The organism is Micromonospora marina (genome assembly GCF_900091565.1).
GTDB lineage: Bacteria > Actinomycetota > Actinomycetes > Mycobacteriales > Micromonosporaceae > Micromonospora > Micromonospora marina.
The window spans coordinates 35,392-57,838 of record NZ_FMCV01000007.1 but is presented as its reverse complement, the minus strand read 5'-3'; the positions used below and the strand labels follow the sequence as shown (position 1 = coordinate 57,838).

23 protein-coding genes and 1 pseudogene are annotated in these 22,447 nt (G+C 72.1%); 7 read left to right on the top strand and 17 right to left on the bottom strand.

The window, feature by feature from the left end:
* Nucleotides 1-32: 32 nt before the first annotated feature.
* The 3 genes and pseudogenes from GA0070215_RS29960 to GA0070215_RS11195 all read right to left on the bottom strand — a co-directional run.
* Nucleotides 33-167, bottom strand: a pseudogene (locus tag GA0070215_RS29960) (NmrA family transcriptional regulator); the annotation flags it as partial.
* A gap of 202 nt (nucleotides 168-369) precedes the next feature.
* Nucleotides 370-1,158: an ABC transporter permease subunit gene (locus tag GA0070215_RS11200; protein ID WP_018785799.1), complete on the bottom strand. Its 789-nt coding sequence runs from the start codon at nucleotides 1,156-1,158 to the stop codon at nucleotides 370-372.
* Nucleotides 1,151-2,065, bottom strand: coding sequence for an ABC transporter ATP-binding protein (locus GA0070215_RS11195; protein ID WP_018785800.1), 915 nt, complete (start codon nucleotides 2,063-2,065; stop codon nucleotides 1,151-1,153). The genes GA0070215_RS11200 and GA0070215_RS11195 overlap by 8 nt, the downstream gene beginning before the upstream one ends.
* Before the next feature lie 84 nt (nucleotides 2,066-2,149).
* On the opposite strand from GA0070215_RS11195, the gene GA0070215_RS11190 reads away from it, so the two are divergent.
* Both GA0070215_RS11190 and heR read left to right on the top strand, forming a co-directional pair.
* Nucleotides 2,150-2,602, top strand: coding sequence for a GbsR/MarR family transcriptional regulator (locus tag GA0070215_RS11190; protein ID WP_026267983.1), 453 nt, complete (start codon nucleotides 2,150-2,152; stop codon nucleotides 2,600-2,602).
* Nucleotides 2,603-2,673: 71 nt separating this feature from the next.
* Nucleotides 2,674-3,441, top strand: coding sequence for a heliorhodopsin HeR (gene heR / locus GA0070215_RS11185; RefSeq protein ID WP_091044959.1), 768 nt, complete (start codon nucleotides 2,674-2,676; stop codon nucleotides 3,439-3,441).
* A 355-nt stretch (nucleotides 3,442-3,796) separates the two neighbouring features.
* Here heR and GA0070215_RS11180 read toward each other — a convergent pair whose 3' ends face one another.
* Both GA0070215_RS11180 and GA0070215_RS11175 read right to left on the bottom strand, forming a co-directional pair.
* Entirely contained in the window at nucleotides 3,797-4,240 is a 444-nt protein-coding gene (locus GA0070215_RS11180) for a MerR family transcriptional regulator (RefSeq protein ID WP_018785804.1), read from the bottom strand.
* Nucleotides 4,240-5,739 (bottom strand): SulP family inorganic anion transporter, encoded by a 1,500-nt coding sequence (locus GA0070215_RS11175; RefSeq protein ID WP_091044955.1) that lies wholly within the window; start codon nucleotides 5,737-5,739, stop codon nucleotides 4,240-4,242. Before GA0070215_RS11175 ends, GA0070215_RS11180 begins: the two co-directional genes overlap by 1 nt.
* A gap of 460 nt (nucleotides 5,740-6,199) precedes the next feature.
* On the opposite strand from GA0070215_RS11175, the gene GA0070215_RS11170 reads away from it, so the two are divergent.
* From GA0070215_RS11170 to GA0070215_RS11160, 3 genes are all read left to right on the top strand, one after another.
* Nucleotides 6,200-6,745, top strand: coding sequence for a hypothetical protein (locus GA0070215_RS11170; RefSeq protein ID WP_018785806.1), 546 nt, complete (start codon nucleotides 6,200-6,202; stop codon nucleotides 6,743-6,745).
* A 127-nt stretch (nucleotides 6,746-6,872) separates the two neighbouring features.
* The gene (locus GA0070215_RS11165) at nucleotides 6,873-7,373 is read left to right on the top strand and encodes a sigma-70 family RNA polymerase sigma factor (protein ID WP_091044939.1); all 501 of its coding nucleotides are present in this window, start codon (nucleotides 6,873-6,875) and stop codon (nucleotides 7,371-7,373) included.
* On the top strand, nucleotides 7,366-8,055 hold the full coding sequence (locus GA0070215_RS11160) for a hypothetical protein (protein WP_018785808.1): 690 nt from the start codon (nucleotides 7,366-7,368) through the stop codon (nucleotides 8,053-8,055). Before GA0070215_RS11165 ends, GA0070215_RS11160 begins: the two co-directional genes overlap by 8 nt.
* Nucleotides 8,056-8,271: 216 nt before the next feature.
* Here the strand turns inward: GA0070215_RS11160 and GA0070215_RS11155 are convergent, their stop codons facing one another.
* Nucleotides 8,272-8,649, bottom strand: coding sequence for a winged helix-turn-helix transcriptional regulator (locus GA0070215_RS11155; RefSeq protein WP_091044936.1), 378 nt, complete (start codon nucleotides 8,647-8,649; stop codon nucleotides 8,272-8,274).
* Nucleotides 8,650-8,727: 78 nt separating this feature from the next.
* On the opposite strand from GA0070215_RS11155, the gene GA0070215_RS11150 reads away from it, so the two are divergent.
* Nucleotides 8,728-9,138: a RidA family protein gene (locus tag GA0070215_RS11150; RefSeq protein WP_091044932.1), complete on the top strand. Its 411-nt coding sequence runs from the start codon at nucleotides 8,728-8,730 to the stop codon at nucleotides 9,136-9,138.
* A gap of 57 nt (nucleotides 9,139-9,195) precedes the next feature.
* On the opposite strand, the gene GA0070215_RS11145 is transcribed toward GA0070215_RS11150, so the two are convergent.
* Genes GA0070215_RS11145 through GA0070215_RS11100 form a run of 10 tightly spaced genes read right to left on the bottom strand, consistent with a single transcriptional unit; the run spans nucleotide 9,196 to nucleotide 19,830 of the window.
* Nucleotides 9,196-9,576, bottom strand: a complete 381-nt coding sequence (locus GA0070215_RS11145; RefSeq protein WP_018785811.1) for a DUF4913 domain-containing protein — start codon at nucleotides 9,574-9,576, stop codon at nucleotides 9,196-9,198.
* Entirely contained in the window at nucleotides 9,570-11,009 is a 1,440-nt protein-coding gene (locus GA0070215_RS11140; RefSeq protein ID WP_091044930.1) for a glycoside hydrolase family 19 protein, read from the bottom strand. Before GA0070215_RS11140 ends, GA0070215_RS11145 begins: the two co-directional genes overlap by 7 nt.
* A gap of 6 nt (nucleotides 11,010-11,015) precedes the next feature.
* Nucleotides 11,016-12,764, bottom strand: a complete 1,749-nt coding sequence (locus tag GA0070215_RS11135) for a type IV secretory system conjugative DNA transfer family protein (protein WP_091044928.1) — start codon at nucleotides 12,762-12,764, stop codon at nucleotides 11,016-11,018.
* Complete coding sequence (locus GA0070215_RS11130; RefSeq protein ID WP_018785814.1) at nucleotides 12,761-14,524, bottom strand: ATP/GTP-binding protein; 1,764 nt, start codon at nucleotides 14,522-14,524, stop codon at nucleotides 12,761-12,763. Before GA0070215_RS11130 ends, GA0070215_RS11135 begins: the two co-directional genes overlap by 4 nt.
* Complete coding sequence (locus GA0070215_RS11125) at nucleotides 14,521-16,020, bottom strand: SCO6880 family protein (RefSeq protein WP_091044917.1); 1,500 nt, start codon at nucleotides 16,018-16,020, stop codon at nucleotides 14,521-14,523. The genes GA0070215_RS11130 and GA0070215_RS11125 overlap by 4 nt, the downstream gene beginning before the upstream one ends.
* 20 nt (nucleotides 16,021-16,040) lie before the next feature.
* Nucleotides 16,041-17,483, bottom strand: a complete 1,443-nt coding sequence (locus GA0070215_RS11120) for a hypothetical protein (RefSeq protein WP_091044915.1) — start codon at nucleotides 17,481-17,483, stop codon at nucleotides 16,041-16,043.
* Nucleotide 17,484: 1 nt separating this feature from the next.
* A complete protein-coding gene (locus tag GA0070215_RS11115; protein ID WP_018785817.1) occupies nucleotides 17,485-18,198 on the bottom strand; it encodes a DUF8175 domain-containg protein in 714 nt (237 codons plus the stop codon).
* A 23-nt stretch (nucleotides 18,199-18,221) separates the two neighbouring features.
* Complete coding sequence (locus GA0070215_RS11110) at nucleotides 18,222-18,584, bottom strand: hypothetical protein (RefSeq protein WP_018785818.1); 363 nt, start codon at nucleotides 18,582-18,584, stop codon at nucleotides 18,222-18,224.
* 56 nt (nucleotides 18,585-18,640) lie between these two features.
* Complete coding sequence (locus GA0070215_RS11105) at nucleotides 18,641-19,330, bottom strand: hypothetical protein (RefSeq protein WP_018785819.1); 690 nt, start codon at nucleotides 19,328-19,330, stop codon at nucleotides 18,641-18,643.
* Entirely contained in the window at nucleotides 19,327-19,830 is a 504-nt protein-coding gene (locus GA0070215_RS11100; RefSeq protein ID WP_051090473.1) for a hypothetical protein, read from the bottom strand. Before GA0070215_RS11100 ends, GA0070215_RS11105 begins: the two co-directional genes overlap by 4 nt.
* A gap of 287 nt (nucleotides 19,831-20,117) precedes the next feature.
* Here GA0070215_RS11100 and GA0070215_RS11095 point away from each other — a divergent pair, with 287 nt between their 5' ends.
* Complete coding sequence (locus tag GA0070215_RS11095; RefSeq protein WP_018785821.1) at nucleotides 20,118-21,065, top strand: hypothetical protein; 948 nt, start codon at nucleotides 20,118-20,120, stop codon at nucleotides 21,063-21,065.
* A gap of 63 nt (nucleotides 21,066-21,128) precedes the next feature.
* Here GA0070215_RS11095 and GA0070215_RS11090 read toward each other — a convergent pair whose 3' ends face one another.
* A complete protein-coding gene (locus tag GA0070215_RS11090; protein WP_244166957.1) occupies nucleotides 21,129-22,424 on the bottom strand; it encodes a ricin-type beta-trefoil lectin domain protein in 1,296 nt (431 codons plus the stop codon).
* Between the last annotated feature and the right edge of the window lie 23 nt (nucleotides 22,425-22,447).

The following is a 22,447-nucleotide window of genomic DNA, read 5'->3' as shown; positions in this document are numbered from 1 at the left end:
CTCGTCGAAGGTGGTCGGCGGTATACGGGCACGAAGTAGGCCACTGCTTCGTCGCGTCCGGTGGCCGTACAGTTCGTGGTGTCGACGACGGCGTCGGCGTGGGCGAGGGCGGCGTCGAGGCTGTCGCCATCGGTGAGGTCCACGCCGAGTGAGCGGCTGACGCGTACGGCAATTCGCGCAGGTTGCATGGTGATCTCCTGAGAATATTGTCTCCGCGGTGGCCGACGAACAGGTCCTGTCCGGCCTGCTGTTCCCGGCGCACCGCCGACGATCAGGCACAGTGCCGCGATCCTGCCCGCCGAGACAGGCTCGTCGTGGACGACGATGCCCAGGGTGATCGTCGCGACGGCGCGCATGGGCCGTTCGAGCTCAGCTCGTCAGGTCGCGGCGGTTGAATGCCGCTACCGCGACGGTCAGCAGGATCGCGGTGGTGGCGGTCAGGATGCTCAGGTCGGCCCATTGGAAGCCGTTACGCAGGGGTTCTCCGCCGATGTAGTAGTGGAAGGGGGAGGCGTAGCGGAGGATGTCGGCGCCGATCTGGCCGGCGAGGGTGCTGGCGGCGTAGGTGAGGACGGCGATGCCCGCGGTGGTGGCCAGGGCAGTGGGTCGGCTCCCGGTGGCCGCACCGATCGTGATGGCGATCGTCCCGAAGACGATGATCAGCAGGGCCAGGGCGAGACACTGGGCGGTGAAGTGGCCGACGGTGATGCTGTCGAGTCGTGCGCCGGGCCGGACGGCGAGCATGGCCAGCAGGACCACCGCCGCGATCAGGATGGCGCCGGTGGTGAGTGCGGCGAAGCGGTGCAGTAGCAGTCGGGTCCGGCTGACCGGGTGGGCGAGGAGCAGGTCGAGGTAGCCGGCTTCCTCGTCGCCCGCGATGGCGCGGGTGCCGGTGGCGATGCCGAAGATGACGGCGACGAGAGGGACGATGATGCCGAACACGCTGGAGCCCAGGTAGCCGGCGGCGGAGGCCAGATCCTCCATCCGTAGCGCCTGTCGTAGTGCGGGGGAGAAGCCTTCGACGGTCTGCCCCATCGCGCCCTCGGCGACCTGAGGGTAGAAACCGGCATACATCGCGGCGAGCAGGGCAGTGCCGGCGGTGAAGGCGGCCAGGGCGCGCCGGCCGTCCCACAGCGTCTTGGTCAGCAGGTCAGGCATGCGTGGTCTCCTTGCTCGCCGAGTCGGCCTGGTAGTAGGTGAGGAACAGCTGTTCCAGGTCAGGTTCGGTCGCGCGGAGGCTCGCGACCCGCTGCTGGGCGAGTACGCGGATGAGCCGGTCGGGGCTTCCGGCGAGGCGGAACCTCGCGGTCGGGCCGTCGATGGTCAGGCCGGTCACTTCTGGCAGGGCGGCGAGTGCGGTTTCGTCGACCGGCTCGGCGAACGTGACCTGGAATTCGTGCACGCTGCGGTCGCGGAGTCGAGCCACCGTGTCGAGTGCGACGAGCCGGCCGTCGCGGATGATGCCGACCCGGTCGGCGACCGCCTCGACCTCGCTCATGATGTGCGAGGACATGAACACGGTCTGTCCGTCGGCTCTGGCTTCGCGGACCAGGTCGAGGAAGGTCTGCTGCACCAGGGGGTCCAGGCCGGACGTCGGCTCGTCGAGGATCAGCAGCTCGGGGCGGTGCATGAATGCCTGGACCAGGCCGATCTTCTGCCGGTTGCCCTTGGACAGGGTCTTGATCCGTGCGGTCAGATCCAGATCCAACCGTCCGGCCAGCTCGCCGATGCGTGCCTTCGGTACGCCTCCGCGCAGTTCGGCCAGGAACGTCAGGCACGCACCGACGCGCTGCCGGGGGTCGACCACGAACTCACCGGCGAGGTATCCGATGCGCCGGTGCAGCGCCACCGCGTCGCGGCGGGGGTCGTGCCCGAACACCAGCGCGCGTCCGCTGGTCGGCCGGATCAGGTCCAGCAGCACGCGGATGGTGGTCGACTTGCCGGCCCCGTTCGGGCCCAGGTAGCCGAACACTTCTCCCTCGGCGACTGACAGGTCCAGGTCTCGCAGACCTCGGCGGCGGCCGTAGGCCTTTGTCAGTCTCTCCAGCTTGATGACGTCAGGCATGTCTTGCAGAGTATCGAACTTTCAAAGATTTCTGAAGACTGCAAGATGTTAGGCTTCCGGATGATGGAGCACGGGAGGGCGCGGATGGCTTTGAGTGGGCCGGCGGAGAAGCTGGCACTGACCCTCGCCGAGGGCGGACTGCAACGGATGACGGCGCGTGTCCTGGCGGCGTTGTTGTTCACCGACCAGGAGACGATGACCGCCGGCGAGATCGCGGACACCCTGGCCATCAGTTCCGGCAGCGTGTCCACCGCCATCAAGTCCCTCGCGACCGTCGGGTTGATCGAGCGGGTACCCGCTCCGGGCAGCCGCCGCGAGCACTTCCGGCTCCGCGAGGGTGCCTGGGCCACCCTCATGTCAGGCCAGAACGCGATGATCGGAAGCCTGCGGGAAGCCGCCGAAGAAGGCATCACCGTCGCCGGCGCGGGCAGCCTCGCCGGAGCCCGCCTCGCCGAGATGCGCGACTTCTACGACTACCTCTGGCGCGAACTACCGGCGCTCATCGACAGGTGGCGGGACGACAAGGGCGATCAGTAAGCCTCCACTGCGCGCCGGGGATGTGCCCAAAATCCGGCGGACGGCTCCATCGGTTACCTAGGGTGGCGCGCATGGGGCACCACGCGGCGGCGGACAGTGACCGTTACCGGCGGTTGCGCGGGTTCAACGTGCTCGTCGGAGTGTTGCTGACTGCCGAGGGCGTCTGGATGTGGGCGGCCAGCAGCGACCTGTCCCTGCCGATCACCGCGTCGTACCTGACGGCGGACCCGGTGACGTTGCGGGACGCCACGCTTCCGGAGGTGGCCTTCCGGATCGCCGTCGGACCGGCGGTGGCGGTGTTCCTGCTCCTCGCCGCACTGGACCACTTCGTCACCGCCGCGCCGGGCGTGCACCGCTGGTACGAGCGCAACCTCGACCGCCGCGCCAACTACGCCCGCTGGATCGAGTACTCGGTCAGCGCCTCGATCATGATCGTGCTGATCGGTCTGTTCGTCGGGATCCGCGACCTCGCGGCGGTCATCGGGATCTTCGCCGCGAACACCGCGATGATCCTGTTCGGGCTGCTGATGGAGCGGCAGCAGACGCCGGGGCGCGCCGACTGGAGCGTCTTCTGGTTCGGCACGCTGGTCGGCCTGGCCCCCTGGCTGGCGATCGGCGTCTACGTCGCCCAGCCGCCGGAGATCCCCGGCTTCGTGTGGGCGATCATCATCGTGCAGTTCCTGCTCTTCGCGAGCTTCGCGGTCAACATGGCCCTGCAGTACGCCCAGCGTGGTCGGTGGCGCGACTACCGCTACGGCGAGGTCTCGTACATCGTGCTCAGTTTCGCGGCCAAGTCCGCTCTGGCCTGGCTGATCTACGCCAACGTGCTGCGCACCTGACCGGCCGAGCCAGGTCGAGGTCTCGCTGCTCAGCCGGCTGGCCGGGCCCGACGCCATGATTCGCCGCCGGGCGCCGGGCGCCGGTCGCGGCAAGAGGCAGGCCTGCTCCGGCGGGGATTGGCGCTCCCCGGGTACGCCTGTGACGTACACCGCCCGAACGGAGTGCCGGGCGAACGTGGACACTGCCGCTCGGTCGAGACGTTCGCCGACGTGTTACTCCACGTGGCCGATGTCGCGGGCTGCCGGATTGACCGCATCCGCCGAACCCGGGGTGTGATCGAGGGTGCCCGCTCCGCCGTCGGCACCACGGTTGCCGACGACGACTGATGACCCTGGTATTCGGCAGCGGCGGTGCTCAGCCTGCCGGGCTCCCATGATGGTCGAGTTCGTCGCGGAGGGTGTCGGCGAAGCCTTCAGCCACGGCGAGTTCGTCGCGCAGCGCGGTGACGCGGGTGGTGGCGGCGGTGTGGAACATGCCCAGCCGGTCGAGCAGCTCGGCGCGGTCGGTGCCGGTGGCGGTGTCGAGGGCGTCGAGGACGGTGAGCAGGTCACGCATCTCATCGAGGCTGAACCCGAGGGGTTTCATCCGCTTGACGACGGCGAGGCGGTCGAGGTCGGGTTCGGTGTAGAGGCGGAAGCCGCCTTCGCTGCGGGTGGAGGGCACGATCAGGCCCGCGTCCTCGTAGTGGCGGATCGTCCGGATGCTCAGCCCGACGCGCTCGGCTGCCTCGCCGATCTGCATCAGGCGGCCGGTGGCGTGTTGCTCCGGCCCGGTGTTCCGGCTGGTGGCGGCGGCCATCAGTGACCGACGCCGAGCTGCCCGGCGAGGGTGTCGTGGATGCGGGCGCTGGGCTGGTTCAGCTCGATGATCTCCACGGACTTGCCCCGCGTGGCGTACTTGGTGGTGATCGCGTCGAGGGCGGCGACGGAGGAGGCGTCCCAGACGTGAGCGTGGGTCATGTCGATGACCACCGTGTCCGGGTCGTTCGCGTAGTCGAACTGGCCGACGAGGTCGTTGCTGGAGGCGAAGAACAGCTCCCCGTGCACGGAGTAGATCCGGGTGGTGCCGTCGGGGTCGAGGACGCTGGTGACCTCGACCAGGTGGGCGACCCGGCGGGCGAAGATCACCATGGCGGCGAGGACGCCGGCGACGACGCCGATGGCCAGGTTGTGGGTGGCCAGGGTGGTGCCGACGGTGGCGAGCATGACGATCGTCTCGCCGTACGGCATCCGCTTGAGCGTGGCCGGGGTGACGGAGTGCCAGTCGAACGTCGACACCGCCACGATGATCATCACGGCGACGAGGGCGGCCATCGGGATGACGGCGACCACGTCACCGAGCGCGACGACCAGGACCAGCAGGAACACGCCCGCCAAGAACGTCGACAACCGGGTACGGGCGCCGGAGGCCTTCACGTTGATCATCGTCTGGCCGATCATCGCGCAGCCGCCCATGCCGCCGAAGAACCCGGTCACGATGTTGGCCACACCCTGGCCCCAGGACTCGCGGGTCTTGTTGGAGTGCGTGTCGGTGATGTCGTCGACGAGCTTGGCGGTCATCAGCGACTCCATCAGTCCGACCAGCGCGATCCCCACGGCGTAGGGAGCGATGAGGGTGAGGGTGTCCATGGTCCAGGGGATCTGCGGCAGGCCGAGGGTGGGCAGGCTGTCCGGCAGGGCACCTTCGTCACCGACGGTCGGCACCGCCACGCCGGCGACGACGGTGACCACGGTCAGCACCACGATGGCGACCAGCGGCGCCGGAACGGCGCGGGTGAGCCGGGGCAGCCCGACCATGATCGCCAGGGCGACGGCGACGAGGGGGTAGACCAGCCAGGGCACGCCGAGCAGGTGCGGAATCTGCGCGGCGAAGATCAGGATCGCCAGGGCGTTGACGAAGCCGACCATGACGCTGCGCGGGATGAACCGCATCAGCTTCGCCACCCCGAGCGCCGCGAGCAGGACCTGGATCGCGCCGCCGAGGATCACCGCCGCGATCAGGTAGTCCAGCCCGTGCTCCTTCGCCAGCGGCGCGACCACCAGGGCGATCGCTCCGGTCGCTGCGGAGATCATCGCCGGCCGGCCACCGCAGATCGCGATCGTGACGGCCATGGTGAACGAGGCGAACAACCCCACCCGCGGGTCGACCCCGGCCAGGATCGAGAAGGAGATCGCCTCCGGGATCAGCGCCAGCGCGACGACCAGGCCGGCGAGTACCTCGGTGCGGAACACCTTCGGCGACAGCCACGAGGGACGGGACAGACGCGGCCGGACGACCGGTGACAGCACGGGAGACATAGAGCCATTTCCACTCGGGCGTCTCGTGGACGCGCACAGATCCGGCCCCGAAACAAGGGGCGCGGCTTTTCGCGATTCAGCAACAGCCGGCCGGCGGCTTGAGGGCGTCGTTGCCCGGACGCATCACAGGCACCCCAGGCGTCACCCGGGCCACGCCTCGGTCATCGGCACCGAACCTACCCTTCCGTCGGGGGAGAGTCTGCCGAGCGTGGTGATCGTCACCATGCCGTACTGAGGAACGACCTGCGGGCGAGTTCAGTCTGCTGTCGGGGGCGGGCAGACGTGGATCGGCTCCACGGCGTCCGCGCGGCCGATCCACGTCTGCGGAGTCGCGGCCTGCGATCGCCGCACACGCCCACCCGACCCGCGACCCCGGCGGGTAGCAGAATTTCCCGGACCGCTGAAACCGGCGAGCGGGTCGTGGGCGTGTTGAGGGCGTCCAACTACGTGAGGAGCTCACATGTCCACATCGAAGGGGGCGATCGGCGCGGCAGTGCTCGCCGGTGCCGTCATCCTCGCCCCGGCCGCGCCCGCAACCGGGGCGCCCAGCGGCGTCCTCTCGGGCAAGCGCGAAGTCACCATCGTTCGGGTGCAGGCGTTCGAATCTGTGGTCTCCCTCGACGGGGGTTGGTTGACCGAGGTCGACGACGACAGTGGCCGTCAGCACTTTGTCCCGACCCCGCTCGGTGGCGGCAAGTACCTGATCAAGTCCTACGGCAAGCGCGACGGCCACCCGGCCAACGACGAGCCGGCCTGCTGGGAGGTCTACCACGAGACCAGCCAGCCGCTGACCGTCCAGGGCGCGGTCTGCGACGCCACCAACCCGCACCAGCGGTTCACCATCACCTCGCAGGGCCGTAGGGAATACGCGATCAGTAACAGCTGGGCGTACCTCCAGTACTCTCCCGCGCGGGGCCTGATCCTGGAGGAACTGGGCGACGCACCACTGCTCAGCACCTTCCGTCTCGTCGACGCCGGTCCCGCCCGTACTCCGGCCGGCGGCTGAGTGCCGTTCGGGGAGGTGGCCGGCGGCCCGGTGTTCCGGCCACCACGTGAGTGAGGGCCGCGCCGGGCAGACCGGTCTCACCTCCCCGAGCGGTGCCGGGTGCCTGATCCTTCCGGCCAAGGGACACATGCGCAGCACAGAGGAATTTGACGACTTCTATGCCAGCTCTTCTCGGCGGGTCCTCGGTCAGGTGTATGCCATGGTCGGTAACCGCGCCGACGCCGAGGACGCCGTGGCGGAGGCATACCTACGAGCATGGGACCGATGGAGCGCCGTACGCGACTGTGACAGCCCTGAAGCCTGGGTGCGCCGGGTCGCCTACCGCATCGCGGTCTCCGCGTGGCGTAAGGCGGTGAACCGGATGCGCGCCCACCACCGCGAGACGGTCGACGACCACGTCGCCGCCATCAACCCCGACCACGTGGTCGTGGTGCAGGCCCTGCGTCTCATCCCCGCCGAGCAGCGGCGGGTCATCGTCCTGCACCACCTCGTCGGGCTCAGCGTCGCCGAGATCGCCGCCGAGACCGGCCGGTCCGCCAACACGGTCAAGACCTGGCTCGTCCGGGGCCGACGGGCACTGGCCGGTCACCTGACCGGAAACGGGCATTGCGTGGGTCACGATGCCTGACTCCCGCATCGAGGACGCGCTGCGCTCGCTCGCCGGGCAGGCCGAACGCTTCGGGCAGCTACCCGAACTCACCGAAATCCACGAACGTAGCCGCGCCCGCCGTCGGCACCGGCGGGTCGCCACGGCAACGCTGGCGGTTCTGCTCGCCACCGGAGCAGTTGTCGTCCAGCCGGGCAACCGGCCGCGGACCTTGCCGACCATCCCTGCCACGCCCCCGACGACGTCGTCCCCGACTCCTGATCCGGTCCTCGCCGGGGAACGTGAGGTGGCGATCGTGCGGGTCACCGGATCCGCGCTCTCACTCGACGGCGGCTTCCTCACCGAGGTCGACGACGACAGCGGCCGTCAGTCCTTCGTCCCGACTCCACTCGGTGGCGGCGAATACCTCATCAAGGCTTACGGCAAGCGTGACGGCCACCCCGCCTCCGACGAGCCCACCTGCTGGCGGGTCTACCGCGAGACCGGCCAGCCGTTGACCGTTGAGGGTGTCGTCTGCGACCCCGACGACCCGGACCAGCGTTTCACCATCACCCCGCAGACCCCGCAGACGTACGCCATCAGCAACGACTCGGCGTACCTGCGCAGATCCTCCGGCGCCGGCCTGGTCCTGGACGACGCGCCACAACCCGACACATTCCGATTCACCGACCGGGGGCCCACCCGCAAACCGGCCGGCGGCTGATGCTCGGAACCTCTCCGGTTCCGGCACGGGTTCGGCCGGCGGGACTGCATCGACGGGCTGAACCGCCCGGATTCTGTGGAGACCGGACGACAGGGCGCGTGGAGCGCCGGCGACCGCGGGCATCCATCCGGCAACCCGCCCATGTCGTACTCCTGTGTCGCGGGCCGCACGTGGGTCTCGATGCCACGCTGCAGGACGCGGTGCGGCCCGCACTCGTTACTCGATTCCCGCGTCGAACGCCTCGCGGGCGTGTTCGATCTGCGGCAGGTAGGTGTCGGCCCACTCGAGGAGGGCGTCGACTGGTGCGCGCAGGGTTTTTCCCAGCCGGGTGATCCGGTACTCCACTGCGATCGGGCGGGTCGCCACGACGTGCCGTTCGATGATCCCGTTGCGCTCGAGTCGGCGCAGGGTCGCGGTGAGCGATTTCTGCGTCACCTTCGGAACCGCCCGGCGTAGCTCGTTGAAGCGGCAGGGACGCTCGCACAGTTCGTTGAGAACGCTCAGCGACCACTTGTCCAACACCTGGTCGAGCAGCTCGCGGTGCGGCGCGTCGATACGCATCTCCTCGGCAGGGGCGGTGGTGGTATCGCGCATGAAACCAGGCCTCCTTGAAGTGCCCTCCGTCAACTAGGTATCAATGGTAAACCTAGTTGGTTCCGCAAAGGAGAAGCGATGCCCGTCACCCGCATCAGCCCTGACGGCCTTCAGCCGAACACGCCCTACCATCACGTGGCGGTGGCAACCGGGTCACGTCACATCCACGTCAGCGGTCAGATCGCCCGACTGGCAGATGGCTCACCGGTCGCGCCGGGCGATCTGGCCGGGCAGGTCGCGCAGACGCTGCGCAACACCGGCCGTGCCCTCGCCGGAGCCGACGCCTCGTTCGACGACGTGGTCCGGTTGACCTTCTACGTCACCGAGTGGGCACCCGAGAAGATCGGGCCGTTCATGGCCGGGATCGAATCGGTCATCGAGGAGCTCGGCCTGCCCTGGCCCCTTCCGCCGGCGTCACTGATCGGAGTGGACCACCTCTTCGAGCCCGACGTGCTCGTCGAACTGGAGGCGACCGCAATCGTGCAGTAATGCCTTCTGCCCGGTCGCGGGATTGAGACAGCGGTCCGCATCCTCCCGGCGGGCCGCTCAGTCGTCGCGCTCGACCCAGGGCCGCTCCTTCGGCCGGTGCCCCCCGGGTTTGCAACCGGCGAACGGGCCGTTGGGGTCGCGCAGCGCGGTCATCGTCGGCCAGAGATGGTTCTGGTGCCACAGCGCCGGGTCGGACGGCGCCGCGCTCGGCGAGGTCCGCTCCTGCCAGGCGAGCCAGAGCCCGTGCAGGTAGGCGATCGCCTCCGGGTGCTCCCACCAGCGGGGGCACCACGGCGCGCCGGAGGTGACCTCGCCGCCGTAGACCGGCAGCAGCAGGCCCTCCACCCAGGAGGTGAGCCGGCGCAGCTCCTCGACGTACTCTGGACCGTCGAGGTAGAGGATGAAGAACGGCCGGGGCGCCGGCTTGTCGGTCAACATCTCAATGTCCCCTCGTCCCCGGGGTCGACGTCGAGCGCGGCGGTGATCCGCCGGTACGCGTCGACCCGCTTGTCCACCTGCCCGGCGTTGCCGCCGCCGCACTCCAGCGCGCCGTTGATGCTGCGGATCGTGCCGCCGAAACCCGCGCCGCCGGTGATCGCCGCGTGCGGAGTGGTGGTGCCCGCGCCGCGCTGGGTCATCCAGAACCAGAGCGCGGTCCGCCAGGCCACCGACGGGTCGGTGGACACCAGATCCGGGTTGCCGAGCAGGTCGAGCCCGAGCGCGTCGCCGGCCGCCTTGTAGTTGCTGTTCCAGCTCAGCTGGATCGGCCCCCGCCCGTGGTAGGCGGTCCGGCCGGCCGGGCACCCGTAGGGCTGAGCGCCGTCGCAGTAGGTGCCCCAGGCCGCCCGGTCGATCTCGTCGACGTGCACCAGACCGCCGGTCTCGTGGTCGACGTTGGCCAGGAACGCCGCCAGCTCCCGCCGGCGGGTCCGTTCGTCGCCGGTGGCGGCGAACGCGGGGAACGCCGCCATCGCGTCGGTGAGCCCGGCGTACGTGTAGAAGGGGTTGCGGCCGGGGAACACGGCGTCGAACGTCGACCCGGTGAGCAGCGCGCCGTCGTCGTCCGGCGCCGTGCGCTTCCTCGACCCGGCAGCGGGGGACCCCGACGGGGACGGTTCCGGTGTCGCGGTCGACGTGTCCGTGCCGCCGATGGTGTAGCGGGCGAACAGGCCGCGCACCCGGAACGGGTAGCTGTCCAGCACGATGACCGGCATGCCGCCCTGCGCCTTCACCGCCTCCACACCCTGGTCCCAGGCCAGCAACGTCAGCGTGAGGTGGTCACCGACGACGCTCTCGCTGTCCAGCAGCCGCTGGGTCTCCCCGGCGAGGTGGCAGAACCACCGGGCGTGGGCGTGGATCGAGTCCTCCGGGTCGAGCGCCGAGGCCTCACCGCTGTCGTCGTCGTCCTCGCCGTAGCGCTCGAAGACGTCGGGAGTGAGCTGGGACAGCCCCTTGCGGCCCTGCTGACCCTCCTTGTCCGCGTCGAAGTCCGACGCGTACTCGATCTGGGCCGCGAGGATCACCGGGGTGAGCAGGTCGCACTCCCGGGCGGCGGCCCGGATCGGCGCGACCAGGTCCGGGTCGGGCACGCCCGACTCCTGGAAGCCGCCGCGACCGTCGCCACCGGCGAGTTCGGTGAGGACGCTGCCGGCCGCGCCCGGCCCGAGCGTGCTGGACGGGTCCGGCGAGTAGGAGGTCATCTGCGAGCCGCTGAGCAGGATGACGATCACCAGGACGACCAGCGCCAGCGCCGCCATCGCCGCGAGGGGCAACATCCCCACCGTCGAGATGATCAGCCAGGTGATCTCGGTGGCGCCGAACCGGTTCGTGGTCGCCTGGTGCGCCGCCCGCGCGGCCCCCAGCTTCGACACCGTCGCTCACCCGCCCCGCTGGCGCCAGGCCGCCGCCGCCCGCTCGGTGACCGCCTGCGCCTCGGCCTTCGCCGCCGCCGCGATGGGGGCCGCGTCCGGCTCCTTGAACCAGGGGCGCAGCCGGATCACCGCCGGGCGCACGCCGGTCGCCAGCAGCAGCGCCGTGCCCTTGGGCAGCGCCCGGATCCGGTCCGCCGGCAGCACCTGCTCCTGCCGGTACGACACCGACCGGGACGAGCCGTCGCGGGACCGGGAGTAGGTCGGGGTCCGCACGTCGTGCTGACCGACCAGCCGGGCCACCTTGTCCACGAAGTCGGCGTCGTCCAGCCCCGCGCCCAGCAGCTTGACCGTGGCCGCGCTCCACAACGCGTCCATCCCGGCGTCGCCCCAGACCCGTACCCCCTGCCGGTAGCTCTGCAACAGCGTGACCACGCTGATGCCGCGCGAGCCGAGGTGGCTGTAGAGGTCGGGCAGGTCGGCGATGCGGCACACGTTCGCCGCCTCGTCCAGCACGGCGGTCATGGGCGGGTCCAGCCGGCCGCCCATCCGCTCGGCGGCCACCACGCCGGCGCGTACCACGGCGTCGGCCAGCCCGGCGATCACCCCGGCGGCGGACCCGCCGCCGTCCTTGGACAGCAGGTAGAGCGTGTCCCGGCCGAGCACGTGCTCCTCCGGCACGAACTCCGGGCGGTTCGGGTCCGGGCTGACCCAGGCCAGGATCTCCGGGTCGAGCAGGCAGGCGACGCACTGCCGGGACGTCTCGTAGATGCCGTCGCGGGTCTGCACCGCCCCGCGCACGGTGCCCTGGAGCTGGTCGGCCATCGCGTCCAGGCCGGCGTCGCGGAGCAGGTCGATCGGGGTACGGTCGCCCGGGTCCGCCAGCCAGGCCAGCATCTCGCCGACCGACGCGCCACCGTGCGCGGCGGCGAGGAAGAGCGCGGTCAGCGTGTTCTGCGCGGCGGCGATCCAGAAGTCCTTCTTGGACGCGTCGTCATTGACCGAGCTGACGAAGTGGCCGGCGAGCCGCCGCGCCCCCTCCAGGGTGCGGCAGCCGCCGAGCATGTCCCACCACATGTCGCGCTCGGAGTAGACGATGCCCTGCGGGTCGAACGTCCACACCCGACCGACGCGGGCCCGTTCCTGTCGGGTGACCAGGTAGACGTCCGACTTGTTCGAGGTGAGCAGCACCGGGCCGGGGGCGCGTAGCACCCGGGGCACGGCGATGCCCGTCGACTTGCCGGCGCGCGGGGCCATCAGGTCCAGCTCCACGTCCTCGTACGAGGAGCGCAGCTCCGGCCCGGACGGCAGCAGGTCGCCGAGCAGGTTCCCGGTGTCGTCGGGGCGCAGCCGGGCCACGTCCTTCAGCGAGGGACGCAGCTCGCGGGCCCGCGCCTCGGCCGCCCGGCCGGTCATCGCCCGCAGGTCGTCCACGCCGGCCAGGTTCGACGGCTGCGCCATCCGACGCAGGACCGCGCGGGTCGCCGTGACCACCGGCGCGGCGACAAGCGGCACCAGCGCCGCCGCGCCCGCGTACACCAGGGCCGGGGGTACGCCCGGCCAGACCGCACCGGGGCCGCCGCCGAGCAGGCTCAGGTAGACCTCCAGGCGGAACGGCGGTGGCCGCCAGCCGTACCCGCCGAGCGCGGCGGCAAGCGTGCCGCCGAGCCACAGCAGGGCGAAGACGGTGAGGTTGACCAGCGCGAGCACGGGGATCAGCCAGGCCAGCAGGTCACCGCCGGCGCCGCCGCGCCTCACCGCTGCCCCGTGCCGGGCAGGTCGCCGGCCGTGACGGCGCGTACCACCGCGGCCCGTTCCGCGAGCATCCGCTCGGCATCGCCGTTGGCGATCCACCGGGTGTTCGTGTCGTGCAGGTGCCGCTCGGCGTCGGTGATCGCGACCCGGATCGGGATGCCGGGCCGCCCACCCACCTTGATCAGGAAGCGCCCCCGGCCGGGTGGCTCCTCGTTGCCGCCGTCCTGGGCCCAACCGGCCGGCGACGACCACGACGAGACCAGGTCGATCTCGCGCCGGGACAGCCCCACCACGCGGGCCAGCTCCTCCATCTCCGCCCTCGGCAGGCCGGCGCAGGCGACCATGCCGGCGCGCTCCACGAAACCCCGCGCCTTGGCCTTGTCCGCCTCGCTGCCCAGCGCCTCCGCGTCCTTCAGGGTGTGGGTGATCTTCGCGTCGGCCAGGCCGAGCGAGCGGTTCAGGCGGGTGAGGGCGTCGATCCGGTCGACGATGCCGGAGGCCGCCCGCAGCGGGCGCCACAGCTCGTCGAGCACGGTGAAGAACCAGCGCCGGGGCGCGATTCCGGCGTCCGCGAGCGCGTGCGAGGCGGAGACCGTACCCAGGCCGTCCGACCACGCGGCGAGCATCGCGGCGGCGGTCAACTGGCCGTCCGCCTCGCCGATGCGGGAGATGTCGATGCAGACGGCGGTGGCGTCCGGGTCGATCCGGGTGGCCGTCTCCGCCGCGAACGTGTCCCCGAGCGGGCCGTCCACGATGCCGAGCAGCGACCGGTGCAGGGGGTCGACGGCGTCCCGGTACCGGGACTCCTGCCCCCGGTCCAGGGTGACCTGGCGGACCTGCGGCGGCCCCTCCTCGAGCACCGCGAGCAGGTCGGGCAGCCGGTACGTGCGGCCCGGCGCGGTGCGCTCGCGCAGGTGCCGCAGGCAGGCGGAGAGCACCGACTGCTCGTGGTCGCTGATCGGCGCGCCGCGCACGATGGTGAGCAACGCGGCCACCATGTTCAGCACCCGACCGTGGGACTCGGCGGCCAGCGCCTCGCCGGCCTGCCCGCCGATCCGCGCCGCCGCCGCGCCCATCGCGCCCGGGTCCAGCACGTTGAGCCCGCCGACGCCCCGGGCGATGGAGATGACCTGTCCGCCGAGCGCCCGGACGGTGTCCGCGTAGTCGGGCTTGAGGTCGCCGAGCACCAGCGGGACGACGCCCTGCCCGGCCAGGCCGATCAGCATCCGGTTGATCAGCGTGGACTTGCCGAGACCGGGCATGCCGAGCATGAACAGCGACGGGTTGGAGATGTAGCGGGCCCGGGTGAACCAGTTGAGCGGGTCACCGCAGACCGTGGCGCCGGTGCTGATGTGCTGACCGAGCGGGACCCCGGTCATCGGGGCACCGGAGCCGGAGGCGAACGGCCAGAGCCCGCACGCCTGCACGGTGGTGGCCCGCCACATGGCGGGCGGGTCCAGCGCGGCCACCCGGCCACCGCCCACCCCGGGCGCGCCCCGGTGCGGGACCGCCTCGGCGCTGTTCTGCCGGGCCAGCCGCTGCCGGTACCGCTGCTCGGCCGCCTCCTGCGCGGCCCGCCGCCGGCGGGCCCGCCGCAACGCCCGCGGGGTCTGCCCACCCGTCTCGTCGGGCTCGCGATCCTGTGCCTCGACGGCCGGCACCGCCAGGCCGGACATCGCGGTGACCGGCCCGGAGGTCAGGCGTGGCCAGCCCGCGCCGAGATCCAGCACCCGGGCGCCGTCCGCGCCCACCCCGGCGGTCACAGCGCCTCCTGGAGGTCCTGCGGGACGATCGACTGCTCCCAGGGCAGGATGCCGACCGGCAGGGCGCAGGTGAACGCCGCGGCCTGCATCCGGTCCGCCGGCCGCATCGCGATCCGGGTGGCGCCGAGCAGGTTACGCATCGTCACGTTCGCGTCGCGCACCTCGGCGGCCGAGTCGACGGTCAGCGTCACCAGCATCGAGAACTCCACCAGGCCGGCGCCGGATGCCTCCTCCGTCGCGGTCTGCTCGGCCGCCTGGATCTCGGCGACCGCGCGGGCCCGGACCAGTCCCTTGGTCGAATTCGCCATGAACTGGGCGGAGCGGCGGTCCGACTCGACGATCCGGGCCGACGTGGCCGGGTCGATCGGGCGGTAGACCAGCGCCACCCGCTTGCGGCGGATGCCGGCGGCCGGATCGAGCAGGCTGCGCAGGATCCCCGAGCGCACCACGCCGCGCGGGGCCATGGTCAGCAGCCAACTCCGGGACACCCCGGAGTCGTGCTGGTAGGAGGTGACCGTCTCGACCGCCGCGGCCGGCCCGGCGTCGTCCCACTCCAGCCCGGTGCCGCCGTGCTGGGCCCGGACGTCGAGCACCTCGGCCGCGGCGGCCGGGTCGTACGCGACCCGGACGACCTCGGCGATCCGTTCCGCCGACAACGGCTCCGCCGACCCCCCGCCGGCGGCCACCAGCCCGTTGAGCACCCCCTGCAACCGCAGCGCCAGGTCGGCGAGCATCGTGTCGTCGTCGCGCCGCACGCCGCCCGGCGCCGAATAGGTGAGCGTCAGGTAGGTGTTCATCTCCGACGACGCGTCCGGGTAGGAGCGCACCACCTCCTCCATCACCGCCCGCGCGGCGGGCGGCGCGTTCGGGGAGAGCCGGCCCAGCACCTCGGTGGCGAGCCGGGTGCCGGGGTCCGGTGCGGTCTCCACCACCACCGACGCGCCGCGCAGCCCCGGCTCGTGCGCGAGCCGGGACAGCCACTCGCCCCACAGCGCCACCCACGTGTCGACCTGGTCCGGATCGACGAGCGAACCGCCGTCGGGCTCGCAGCTCAGCACGATCGTGTACTGGTGGCGGTTGCGGTGGTGCAGCACGCCGAACGGCCGGTCGTACGGGTCGCGGCCCTCCAGCATCGTCACCCGGCTCAGCAGGCCGGGCGGGCGGAACCGCCCACCGGGTCGTGCCGACAGCGGACCGGACACGTAGAGGTGCTGGCGCTTCGACTTGCGGCGCAGCCAACCGATCCGGACCCCGGCCATCTGGAAGACGTTGCGGCCGTCCTGGGTGCGGATCGCCAGCGGCGCCAGTGTCAGCGCGATCGGCAGCCCCACCACCAGGGCCGCGTCCAGCGAGACCATGGACGCGAGCAGGACCAGCACGAGCCCGCCGAAGAGGCCGAAGGTCCCGATCAGGCCCAGCGAACCCAGGCCGGCCTTGCGGGGACGGCGCCAGTTGCCGTACGTGGGTGTCTTGATCTGTTCGAGTGCGGTGCTCATGGACGTCCTCCTGGGCCGGCCTAGTCGCGGTCGGGGTCGGGCAGCGCGCCGCGGGCGATGCCGGCGGCGTGCCGGTGGGTGCCGGCGACGGCGTCGGCGCCCTTCTGCACGGTCCAGGCGGTGGCCCCGACCGCGCCGCTGACGACCCGCCCGGCCGTCGACACGAAGCGGCGTCCGCCGTCACCGGACGAGTCGCCACCGCCCGCCGGGTCGCCGCCGGGCGGCGGGCTGCTCGCGGGCGCCGGCTCGCTGGGCGGCGCCGGGGCGCTGCCGGACGCCGGCTCGCTTCCGGACGCCGGCTCGCTGGGCGGCGCCGGGGTGCTGCCGGACGCGGACGTGGACGTGCTGCCGGACGTGGACGCGCCATCGGCCGTGGACGCGCCATCCGTCGTGGACGCGCCGTCCGCAGTGGATCCGCCGTCCGCAGTGGACCCGCCGTCGGCCTTCGACGCGCCGTCCGACTTCGAGGCGCCGTCGGCCTTCGACGCGCCACCGCCCTGGACCACCGCGCCCGAGGGCGAGCCGCTACCCGACCGGGGACCGCCACCGCCCCCGCCGTGACCGCCACCGGCGATCCGCTTGGCCCCGCTCGCCACCGCGCCCGCCGCCGCCACACCCGCGCCGACGCCCGCGCCGACGCCGTCCGACGAGCCGAGCGCCGCCATGGCCGGTACGACCAGCCGCATCAGCGCGGGCAGCGCGACGGCGGCCATCAGCAGGATGGCGGCGCCGGCCAGCTTGTAGTGCTTGGCGTCACCGTCGACCGAGCCGATCATCGCCGCCCCGGAATACATGATCAGCCCGACCACCGGTTTGAACGCCAGCCACGCCACCATCCAGGCGATGTGCTTGCGCCACCACCCGCCGCCGGACTCGGTCATCGACGCCGCGGCGGCCAGCGGCAACGTACCGGTGAGCAGCACCATCGCGCCGAGCCGCACATACATGAGGATCACGTGGATGCAGCCGGCGATCAGCAGCAGCAACCCGATGATGATCAGCAGGAAGGCGGTCAGCCCGTCGGTGCCGCAGTTGGCGATCAGCTTGAGCTGCGCCTTGATCCCCTGGTCGTAGAGATGGTCGCTGTAGCGGTCGGCCTCGGTGGCGAGCAGGTTGAGCACGGTCCACGCGGCGCCCACCGTGAGGATCATGCGGACCAGGCCCAGCAGCGCCGTCCACAACGCCTGCCCCCGGCGCAGCAGGGCCATCCGGAACGCCGCGGCCAGCAACGACGCCACCGCGATGGTCACCACCAGCCAGTTGGTCTGTAGGTGGATCTGGTCGTTGATCTTCTCGTCGCCGAGGGTCGGCACGTCGCCGAGGTTGGCGAACAGTTCCACCGCCGCGCCCATGATGGCGCCGGCGATGTCGCTGAGGATGCCGTCGATCCCCCGCTCGAAGAAGCCGACTACCTGCCCGATCTCACCGATGTAGACGGCGTCGCCAGTCGCGCACTCGGCCATCTCAGCCCTTGTCCCACAACACGAAGCCCGCCAGCGACAGGACCGGGGTGACCGGACCGTAGAGGCCGCCGGAGTTCAACGGCCGCAACCGCCAGTCCACGCCGTTCCAGTCCGTCGTGTAGTCGACCGAGAAGTACCGCGCCGTCGCCTGCCGGACCAGCACCCGGACCACGGCGGTGCGGGGCGAGTAGCGCACCACCAGGAACCCCGCCAGCCGGTTGGAGGTCTGCGGCGGGCCGCCGTCCTCCATCGACTCGCGCATCGCGTCGAAGTAGTCCCGTCCCAGGCCGGGCACGAGCTGCTGACGGCTGACCACCCGCCAGTCGGGGCCGCTCATCTGGCGGGAGATCGTGTGCGCCGCCATCACCGCGCCCATCGGGGTGTGCGCGAAGCACCACCGCAGCGGGCCGGTGGTCCGCAGCGGCCCGGCCGAGGCGGAGAACGGCGACTGCGCGCCGTTGACCGGCCGCCAGGTGACGTCGTCCGGCGCCGCGGTCGGGATGGGCTGGGCGGTGTCCACCGTGCGGCAGCCCTGCGGTCGGGACCCGTCCGGCGCGAGCCCGCCGATCGTCGGGCCGGCCGGGGGCGCGGCCCGGGATCCGCCGTCCCCGCCGCCGTAGAGCACCGCGCCGACGCCGGCGCAGAGCGCCAGGACGAGGAACGCCGCCGACACCTGCCACCGGCGGTGCCGCCAGAACGGCCCGTCCTCGGGCACGGATGCGTGTCGCGCCCGCACGGTCAGTTGCCCCCCGTGCCGCCGCCGTTGCCGAAGACCCAGGTCACGATGGGGCCGGCGGTGGCGACCAGGATGCAGCCGCCCAGCACCATGCCGAGGCGGCTCATGTGCTCGGAGCCCTCGCCGCGCTTGTGCGAGATGGCCATCACCGCGCCGGTGACCAGGACGCCGAGCACGCCCGCCGCGGTGCCGCCCCAGGCGACCAGGCCGAGCGCCTGCTCGACCTTCGTGGCGAGCTGGCCGGGCACCACGTTGCCGCCGGTCTTCGGCTGCGGCACCCCGCCGCCGGGCTCCGGGTTGGGCGCGAGAGGGAAGCCGTGCGGGATCCGTACCAGACCGGAGTAGTAGAGGTCGGAGAGGGCCATGGGTGCTCCTTCGGAAGTGGAGGGGTCGATCGGCCGGCCGGGGGCCGGGCGGGTGGTCACTGGCTGAACCCCAACGCCTGGACGATGGGACCGGCGGTGGTCGCGAGCAGGCACGCCGCCATCACGAACGCGATCTGCTTGGTGTACTCGGTCCGCTCCTCCAGCGCACCGCGGCGCAACTGCGACGCCAGCGTCATGCCGCTCAGGAGCAGGCCGGCCACGGCGGCGGCGCTCACGCACCACGCCATCAGGGTGAGCAACTGCACCACCGGCGCGTTCGGATCGTCCACGGCCACCTGGTACGGATCGATCACCGGCGGGGTGAAGCTCGTCTTGTTGATCACGTTCTCGCACTGGAACTTGCCGGCGTAGAGGGCGCCCTTGAGCGTGCACGAGTGGGATCCGGTGATCTCCACGTTGTCCTTGGTCCGCGAGTGACCGCTCAGGTCGACGAGCATCTCGACGTCCATCCAGACCGTGTCGCCCTCGGTGTACTCGGCGGTCAGGTCGAACGATCCGTCCGTCGAGCCCTTCTTGCCGGAGCAGACCCGGTCGCCGCCCCCGGCCGGGTAGGTGTTGACCGTGGTGGTGGTCTTGAGGCAGATCTTGTAGAGGAAGCCGGCGCCACCGCCGTCCACCGTCACCGTGTAGGTGCCCGCGGCCACCGCCGGGCCCGGTGGCGCGAGCGCGAGCAACGCCAGCACAAACGCGACGAGCGCCGCCCCGGACCGGACCGGCCGGCTCACCGCGACCCCCGCCCGGGCCGCGCCTCGGCGAGGGCGGCCAGCCGGGCCAGTTGGCGCGGTGGCCGCTGCGGCTCCACGCCGACGCGGTACGACGGGACCCACGGCACCCGGTGCACCGGGGCGACCGAGCGCAGCATCCGGATCCGGCCGAGCAGCGGCCCCGGCAGCCGGCCCGGGGCGTCGGCGATCAGCACCACCCCCACCAGCCGCATCCCCGCCGGGTGCCGGCCCTCCCGCATCGCGTTGAGCGCCCGGGAGACCGCCCGCAGCCCGTCCATGTTGGTCCGCCCGACCAGCGCGACCCGGGCCGGCTCACCGATCGCCGGGTCCGGCCAGCGGCAACCGATGTCGACGCCGCCGAGCAGCCGGGTCAGCGTGCTGGCGCCCGCGCCGCCGTGCGCCCCGATCCAGCCGATGCCCTCGTCGGAGAGGACGTCGCGGCTGTGGACCGGACGCTCGTCCCGCTCCCGTGGGCGCCCCAGCACCATCGGTCGGCTCATCGCCCGCCCGCCTCCTGTCCCGGTCCTCCGTCGCGCGCCGACCGCGGCCGGGCGGCCCGGCCGCAGCGGTCGACGGCCGCACTACGACGCGGCGGCCCCCTCGGTTCGACCGGGATCCCGGGTTTTTTCCCGCGGGCCGGGCGGCGCAGAAAACGCCGACCGGCGCTGAACCACGGTCCCCGCCGGCCCGTAGTCGGTGCACCGCGATCCGTGGAAGGAGGCGGCACCCCGAGCCGGCGGCGGACCGCCGGTCGACCCAGCCAGGAACAGCGCTCGAAGGAGTGACAATGTCCGATCTGAGGTACGGCTACGAGCCGGATCCGCTGGATCCGTCGCAACGCGCCCAGACCTTCTCCGCCGTGGACAACGAATACGAGATGGAGGCCACGGACCGGCACTACAGCCTGCCGGTCAACCCGTACAGCCAGCCGGCGTACGGGTACCCGTCGTCGTCCACCGACGTGGCGCCGCCGCAGTTCACCGACTCGTTCAACGACGGGCGGCGGGTGTCCCCACCCGTTCCGACGCGGTCCAGCAGGCAGAGCTCGGCCGCGGCCCGCCACTCCGCCGCCGCCAGTCACCAGGTGGACCGGCTCCGCCGCCGGTCCACCTTCGTCGCCAGCGACCCGGACCGGCTCGTGCAGACGGCCATGCAGGTGGGGGCGGTGACCACGCCGGAGCCGGTCGAGCCCCGGCGGAGCAGCCAGGTGCGTCCGGCGAACCCGAACCGGCCGACCGAGAGCGAGGCACGGAGGGGTGCCCAGAACGCCGGCTTCAAGGGCCTGACCGACTTCAAGAACTGCATGAACAGGTACCTGCCGCCCGGGACGGAGTTCACCGCCAGCTCGTTGAGCGCCATCTCCGGCGTCCTCGAGGGGTGGGCCGCGCGCGGCACGCAGATCGGCGCGGCCAGCGTCACCGCCCTGAAGTCCGGCGTGGAGTTCATCGACGCCGCGCAGAAGGGCGACTGGACCAAGGCCGCGGTCCACGCCGGGAACCTCACCGGCATGGGCTTGAGCATCGCCGGCACGGCGACGAACATCACGCACCTCACCGCGGCCGGCGGCATGGTCGCCGCGGGTTCCGCGTTCACCAACGCGGCGGTCGACCAGCGGCGGACCGCGATCCAGCAGCAGTCGCAGAACGTCGACCTGGAGCGCGGGCGGACCAGCCCGAGGTCGAGCACCGCCCCGGCGGCGGGCCCGGCGCAGCAGGCGCCGGCGCGCGGTCGCTGACCGAACCCGTACGACACGGCGGGCCCGGGTGCTCCCCACCCGGGCCCGTCCGCGTCCCGTCGGTCAGCGGGCCTCGCGCCACTTCTGGTTGCTCTGGCTCGCCGCGCACTCCCAGATCTGCAACGGCGCGCCGTCGTCGGAGTTCCAGTCGCGCACGTCGAGGCACTTGCCGGAGTTCGGGTTGCGCAGCAGCCCGCGCTCGGCCACCCACACCTGCGCCGGGCCGCCGGTGCACCAGGCGAGCTGCACCTTGGCCGCGTTGTCCCGGGATGCCCACGCCACGTCCATGCACTTGTCCAGCACCTTCAGCGTGCCGCCGGGGCCCCGGGTGAAGTGCTGGGCCGGGGTGCCGTTGCACCGCCAGAGCTGCAACCGCACCCCGTCGGCGGACTTGCCGTCCGGCACGTCGACGCACTTGTCCGCGTACCCGCGCAGTGCGAAGCCAGAGCCGGAACGGTCGGCGGTACGCTTCACGGGCGTAGCCGACGGCGCGCCGCCGCCGCGGAACGTCACCACGACCTCGTCGCAGCCGGGGCAGTTGTAGACCGTCTCGTTGCCGGCCACCCGGTCGTGGGTGGACCAGAGGTAGGCGCGCGGGCCGAACGGGAGCAGCGCGGCGGTGTAGGCGCTCTCCGCGTCCCGGTTCGGGTTCACGCAGTTCACCCGGTCACCCTTTGCCGGGTCCCGGACGGCGTGCGCCTCCGGGCAGGCGGCGAGCATCTGCCCGCCGGAACAGTCCCACCGCGCGCAGCTGCCCGCCTTTTCCGGCCGGGGAGCGCCGGGCACGTCGATCGTGATCGTGGTCGACAGCGCGTCGACGTAGCTGACGTTGTACCAGGGCGCGCCCCCGTTGTTCCGGTCGAAGTTGAACTCGGCCAGGCTCACCGGCTCCGCGCCCCGCTCGCACCGGTCCGCGAAGGCGCCGCAGTCACCGACGAGGCAGCGGAACCCGCCGTTCGGGTCGCCGCCGCAGCGCTGGCGGGCGAAGAACCGGCCGCGCCAGTGGCCCGGCGCGCCGTCGTTCGGGATGACGATCGTGCGCGACTCGCCGGGACGCAGCGTGGGCAGGCCGGTGATCGGCCGGGAGCCGTCCGCGCTCTCGCCCGCGCCGACCCACAGCGTCTCCGCGGTGCCGTTGACGAACGTCACCCGTTCCCCGGTGGCGGCGTTCGCCGGGCTGTCCGGCACGCCGACAGTCAGCCCCAGCGCGAGCAGCGCCACGGCGAGCAGCGCGGCCCCCCTGCCCGCCCCGCGTGTCGGGTCGGGGCCTCGGTCGACGCCCCCGTCCGTGGCGGGGCCCCCGCCCGACACCCCGGCCCGCATCCCGCGGGTCGAAGACGATCCGGTCCTCACAGCCATGTAGCCCTCCCTTGGCCTGGCGG

Excerpts from the sequence above, each read along its gene's own strand:
- GA0070215_RS11200 (WP_018785799.1), bottom strand. The coding sequence starts at position 1,158 with ATGCCTGACCTGCTGACCAAGACGCTGTGGGACGGCCGGCGCGCCCTG.
- GA0070215_RS11195 (WP_018785800.1), bottom strand. The coding sequence starts at position 2,065 with ATGCCTGACGTCATCAAGCTGGAGAGACTGACAAAGGCCTACGGCCGC.
- GA0070215_RS11190 (WP_026267983.1), top strand. The coding sequence starts at position 2,150 with ATGGCTTTGAGTGGGCCGGCGGAGAAGCTGGCACTGACCCTCGCCGAG.
- heR (WP_091044959.1), top strand. The coding sequence starts at position 2,674 with ATGGGGCACCACGCGGCGGCGGACAGTGACCGTTACCGGCGGTTGCGC.
- GA0070215_RS11180 (WP_018785804.1), bottom strand. The coding sequence starts at position 4,240 with ATGGCCGCCGCCACCAGCCGGAACACCGGGCCGGAGCAACACGCCACC.
- GA0070215_RS11175 (WP_091044955.1), bottom strand. The coding sequence starts at position 5,739 with ATGTCTCCCGTGCTGTCACCGGTCGTCCGGCCGCGTCTGTCCCGTCCC.
- GA0070215_RS11170 (WP_018785806.1), top strand. The coding sequence starts at position 6,200 with ATGTCCACATCGAAGGGGGCGATCGGCGCGGCAGTGCTCGCCGGTGCC.
- GA0070215_RS11165 (WP_091044939.1), top strand. The coding sequence starts at position 6,873 with ATGCGCAGCACAGAGGAATTTGACGACTTCTATGCCAGCTCTTCTCGG.
- GA0070215_RS11160 (WP_018785808.1), top strand. The coding sequence starts at position 7,366 with ATGCCTGACTCCCGCATCGAGGACGCGCTGCGCTCGCTCGCCGGGCAG.
- GA0070215_RS11155 (WP_091044936.1), bottom strand. The coding sequence starts at position 8,649 with ATGCGCGATACCACCACCGCCCCTGCCGAGGAGATGCGTATCGACGCG.
- GA0070215_RS11150 (WP_091044932.1), top strand. The coding sequence starts at position 8,728 with ATGCCCGTCACCCGCATCAGCCCTGACGGCCTTCAGCCGAACACGCCC.
- GA0070215_RS11145 (WP_018785811.1), bottom strand. The coding sequence starts at position 9,576 with ATGTTGACCGACAAGCCGGCGCCCCGGCCGTTCTTCATCCTCTACCTC.
- GA0070215_RS11125 (WP_091044917.1), bottom strand. The coding sequence starts at position 16,020 with ATGAGCACCGCACTCGAACAGATCAAGACACCCACGTACGGCAACTGG.
- GA0070215_RS11120 (WP_091044915.1), bottom strand. The coding sequence starts at position 17,483 with ATGGCCGAGTGCGCGACTGGCGACGCCGTCTACATCGGTGAGATCGGG.
- GA0070215_RS11110 (WP_018785818.1), bottom strand. The coding sequence starts at position 18,584 with ATGGCCCTCTCCGACCTCTACTACTCCGGTCTGGTACGGATCCCGCAC.
- GA0070215_RS11100 (WP_051090473.1), bottom strand. The coding sequence starts at position 19,830 with ATGAGCCGACCGATGGTGCTGGGGCGCCCACGGGAGCGGGACGAGCGT.
- GA0070215_RS11095 (WP_018785821.1), top strand. The coding sequence starts at position 20,118 with ATGTCCGATCTGAGGTACGGCTACGAGCCGGATCCGCTGGATCCGTCG.
- GA0070215_RS11090 (WP_244166957.1), bottom strand. The coding sequence starts at position 22,424 with ATGGCTGTGAGGACCGGATCGTCTTCGACCCGCGGGATGCGGGCCGGG.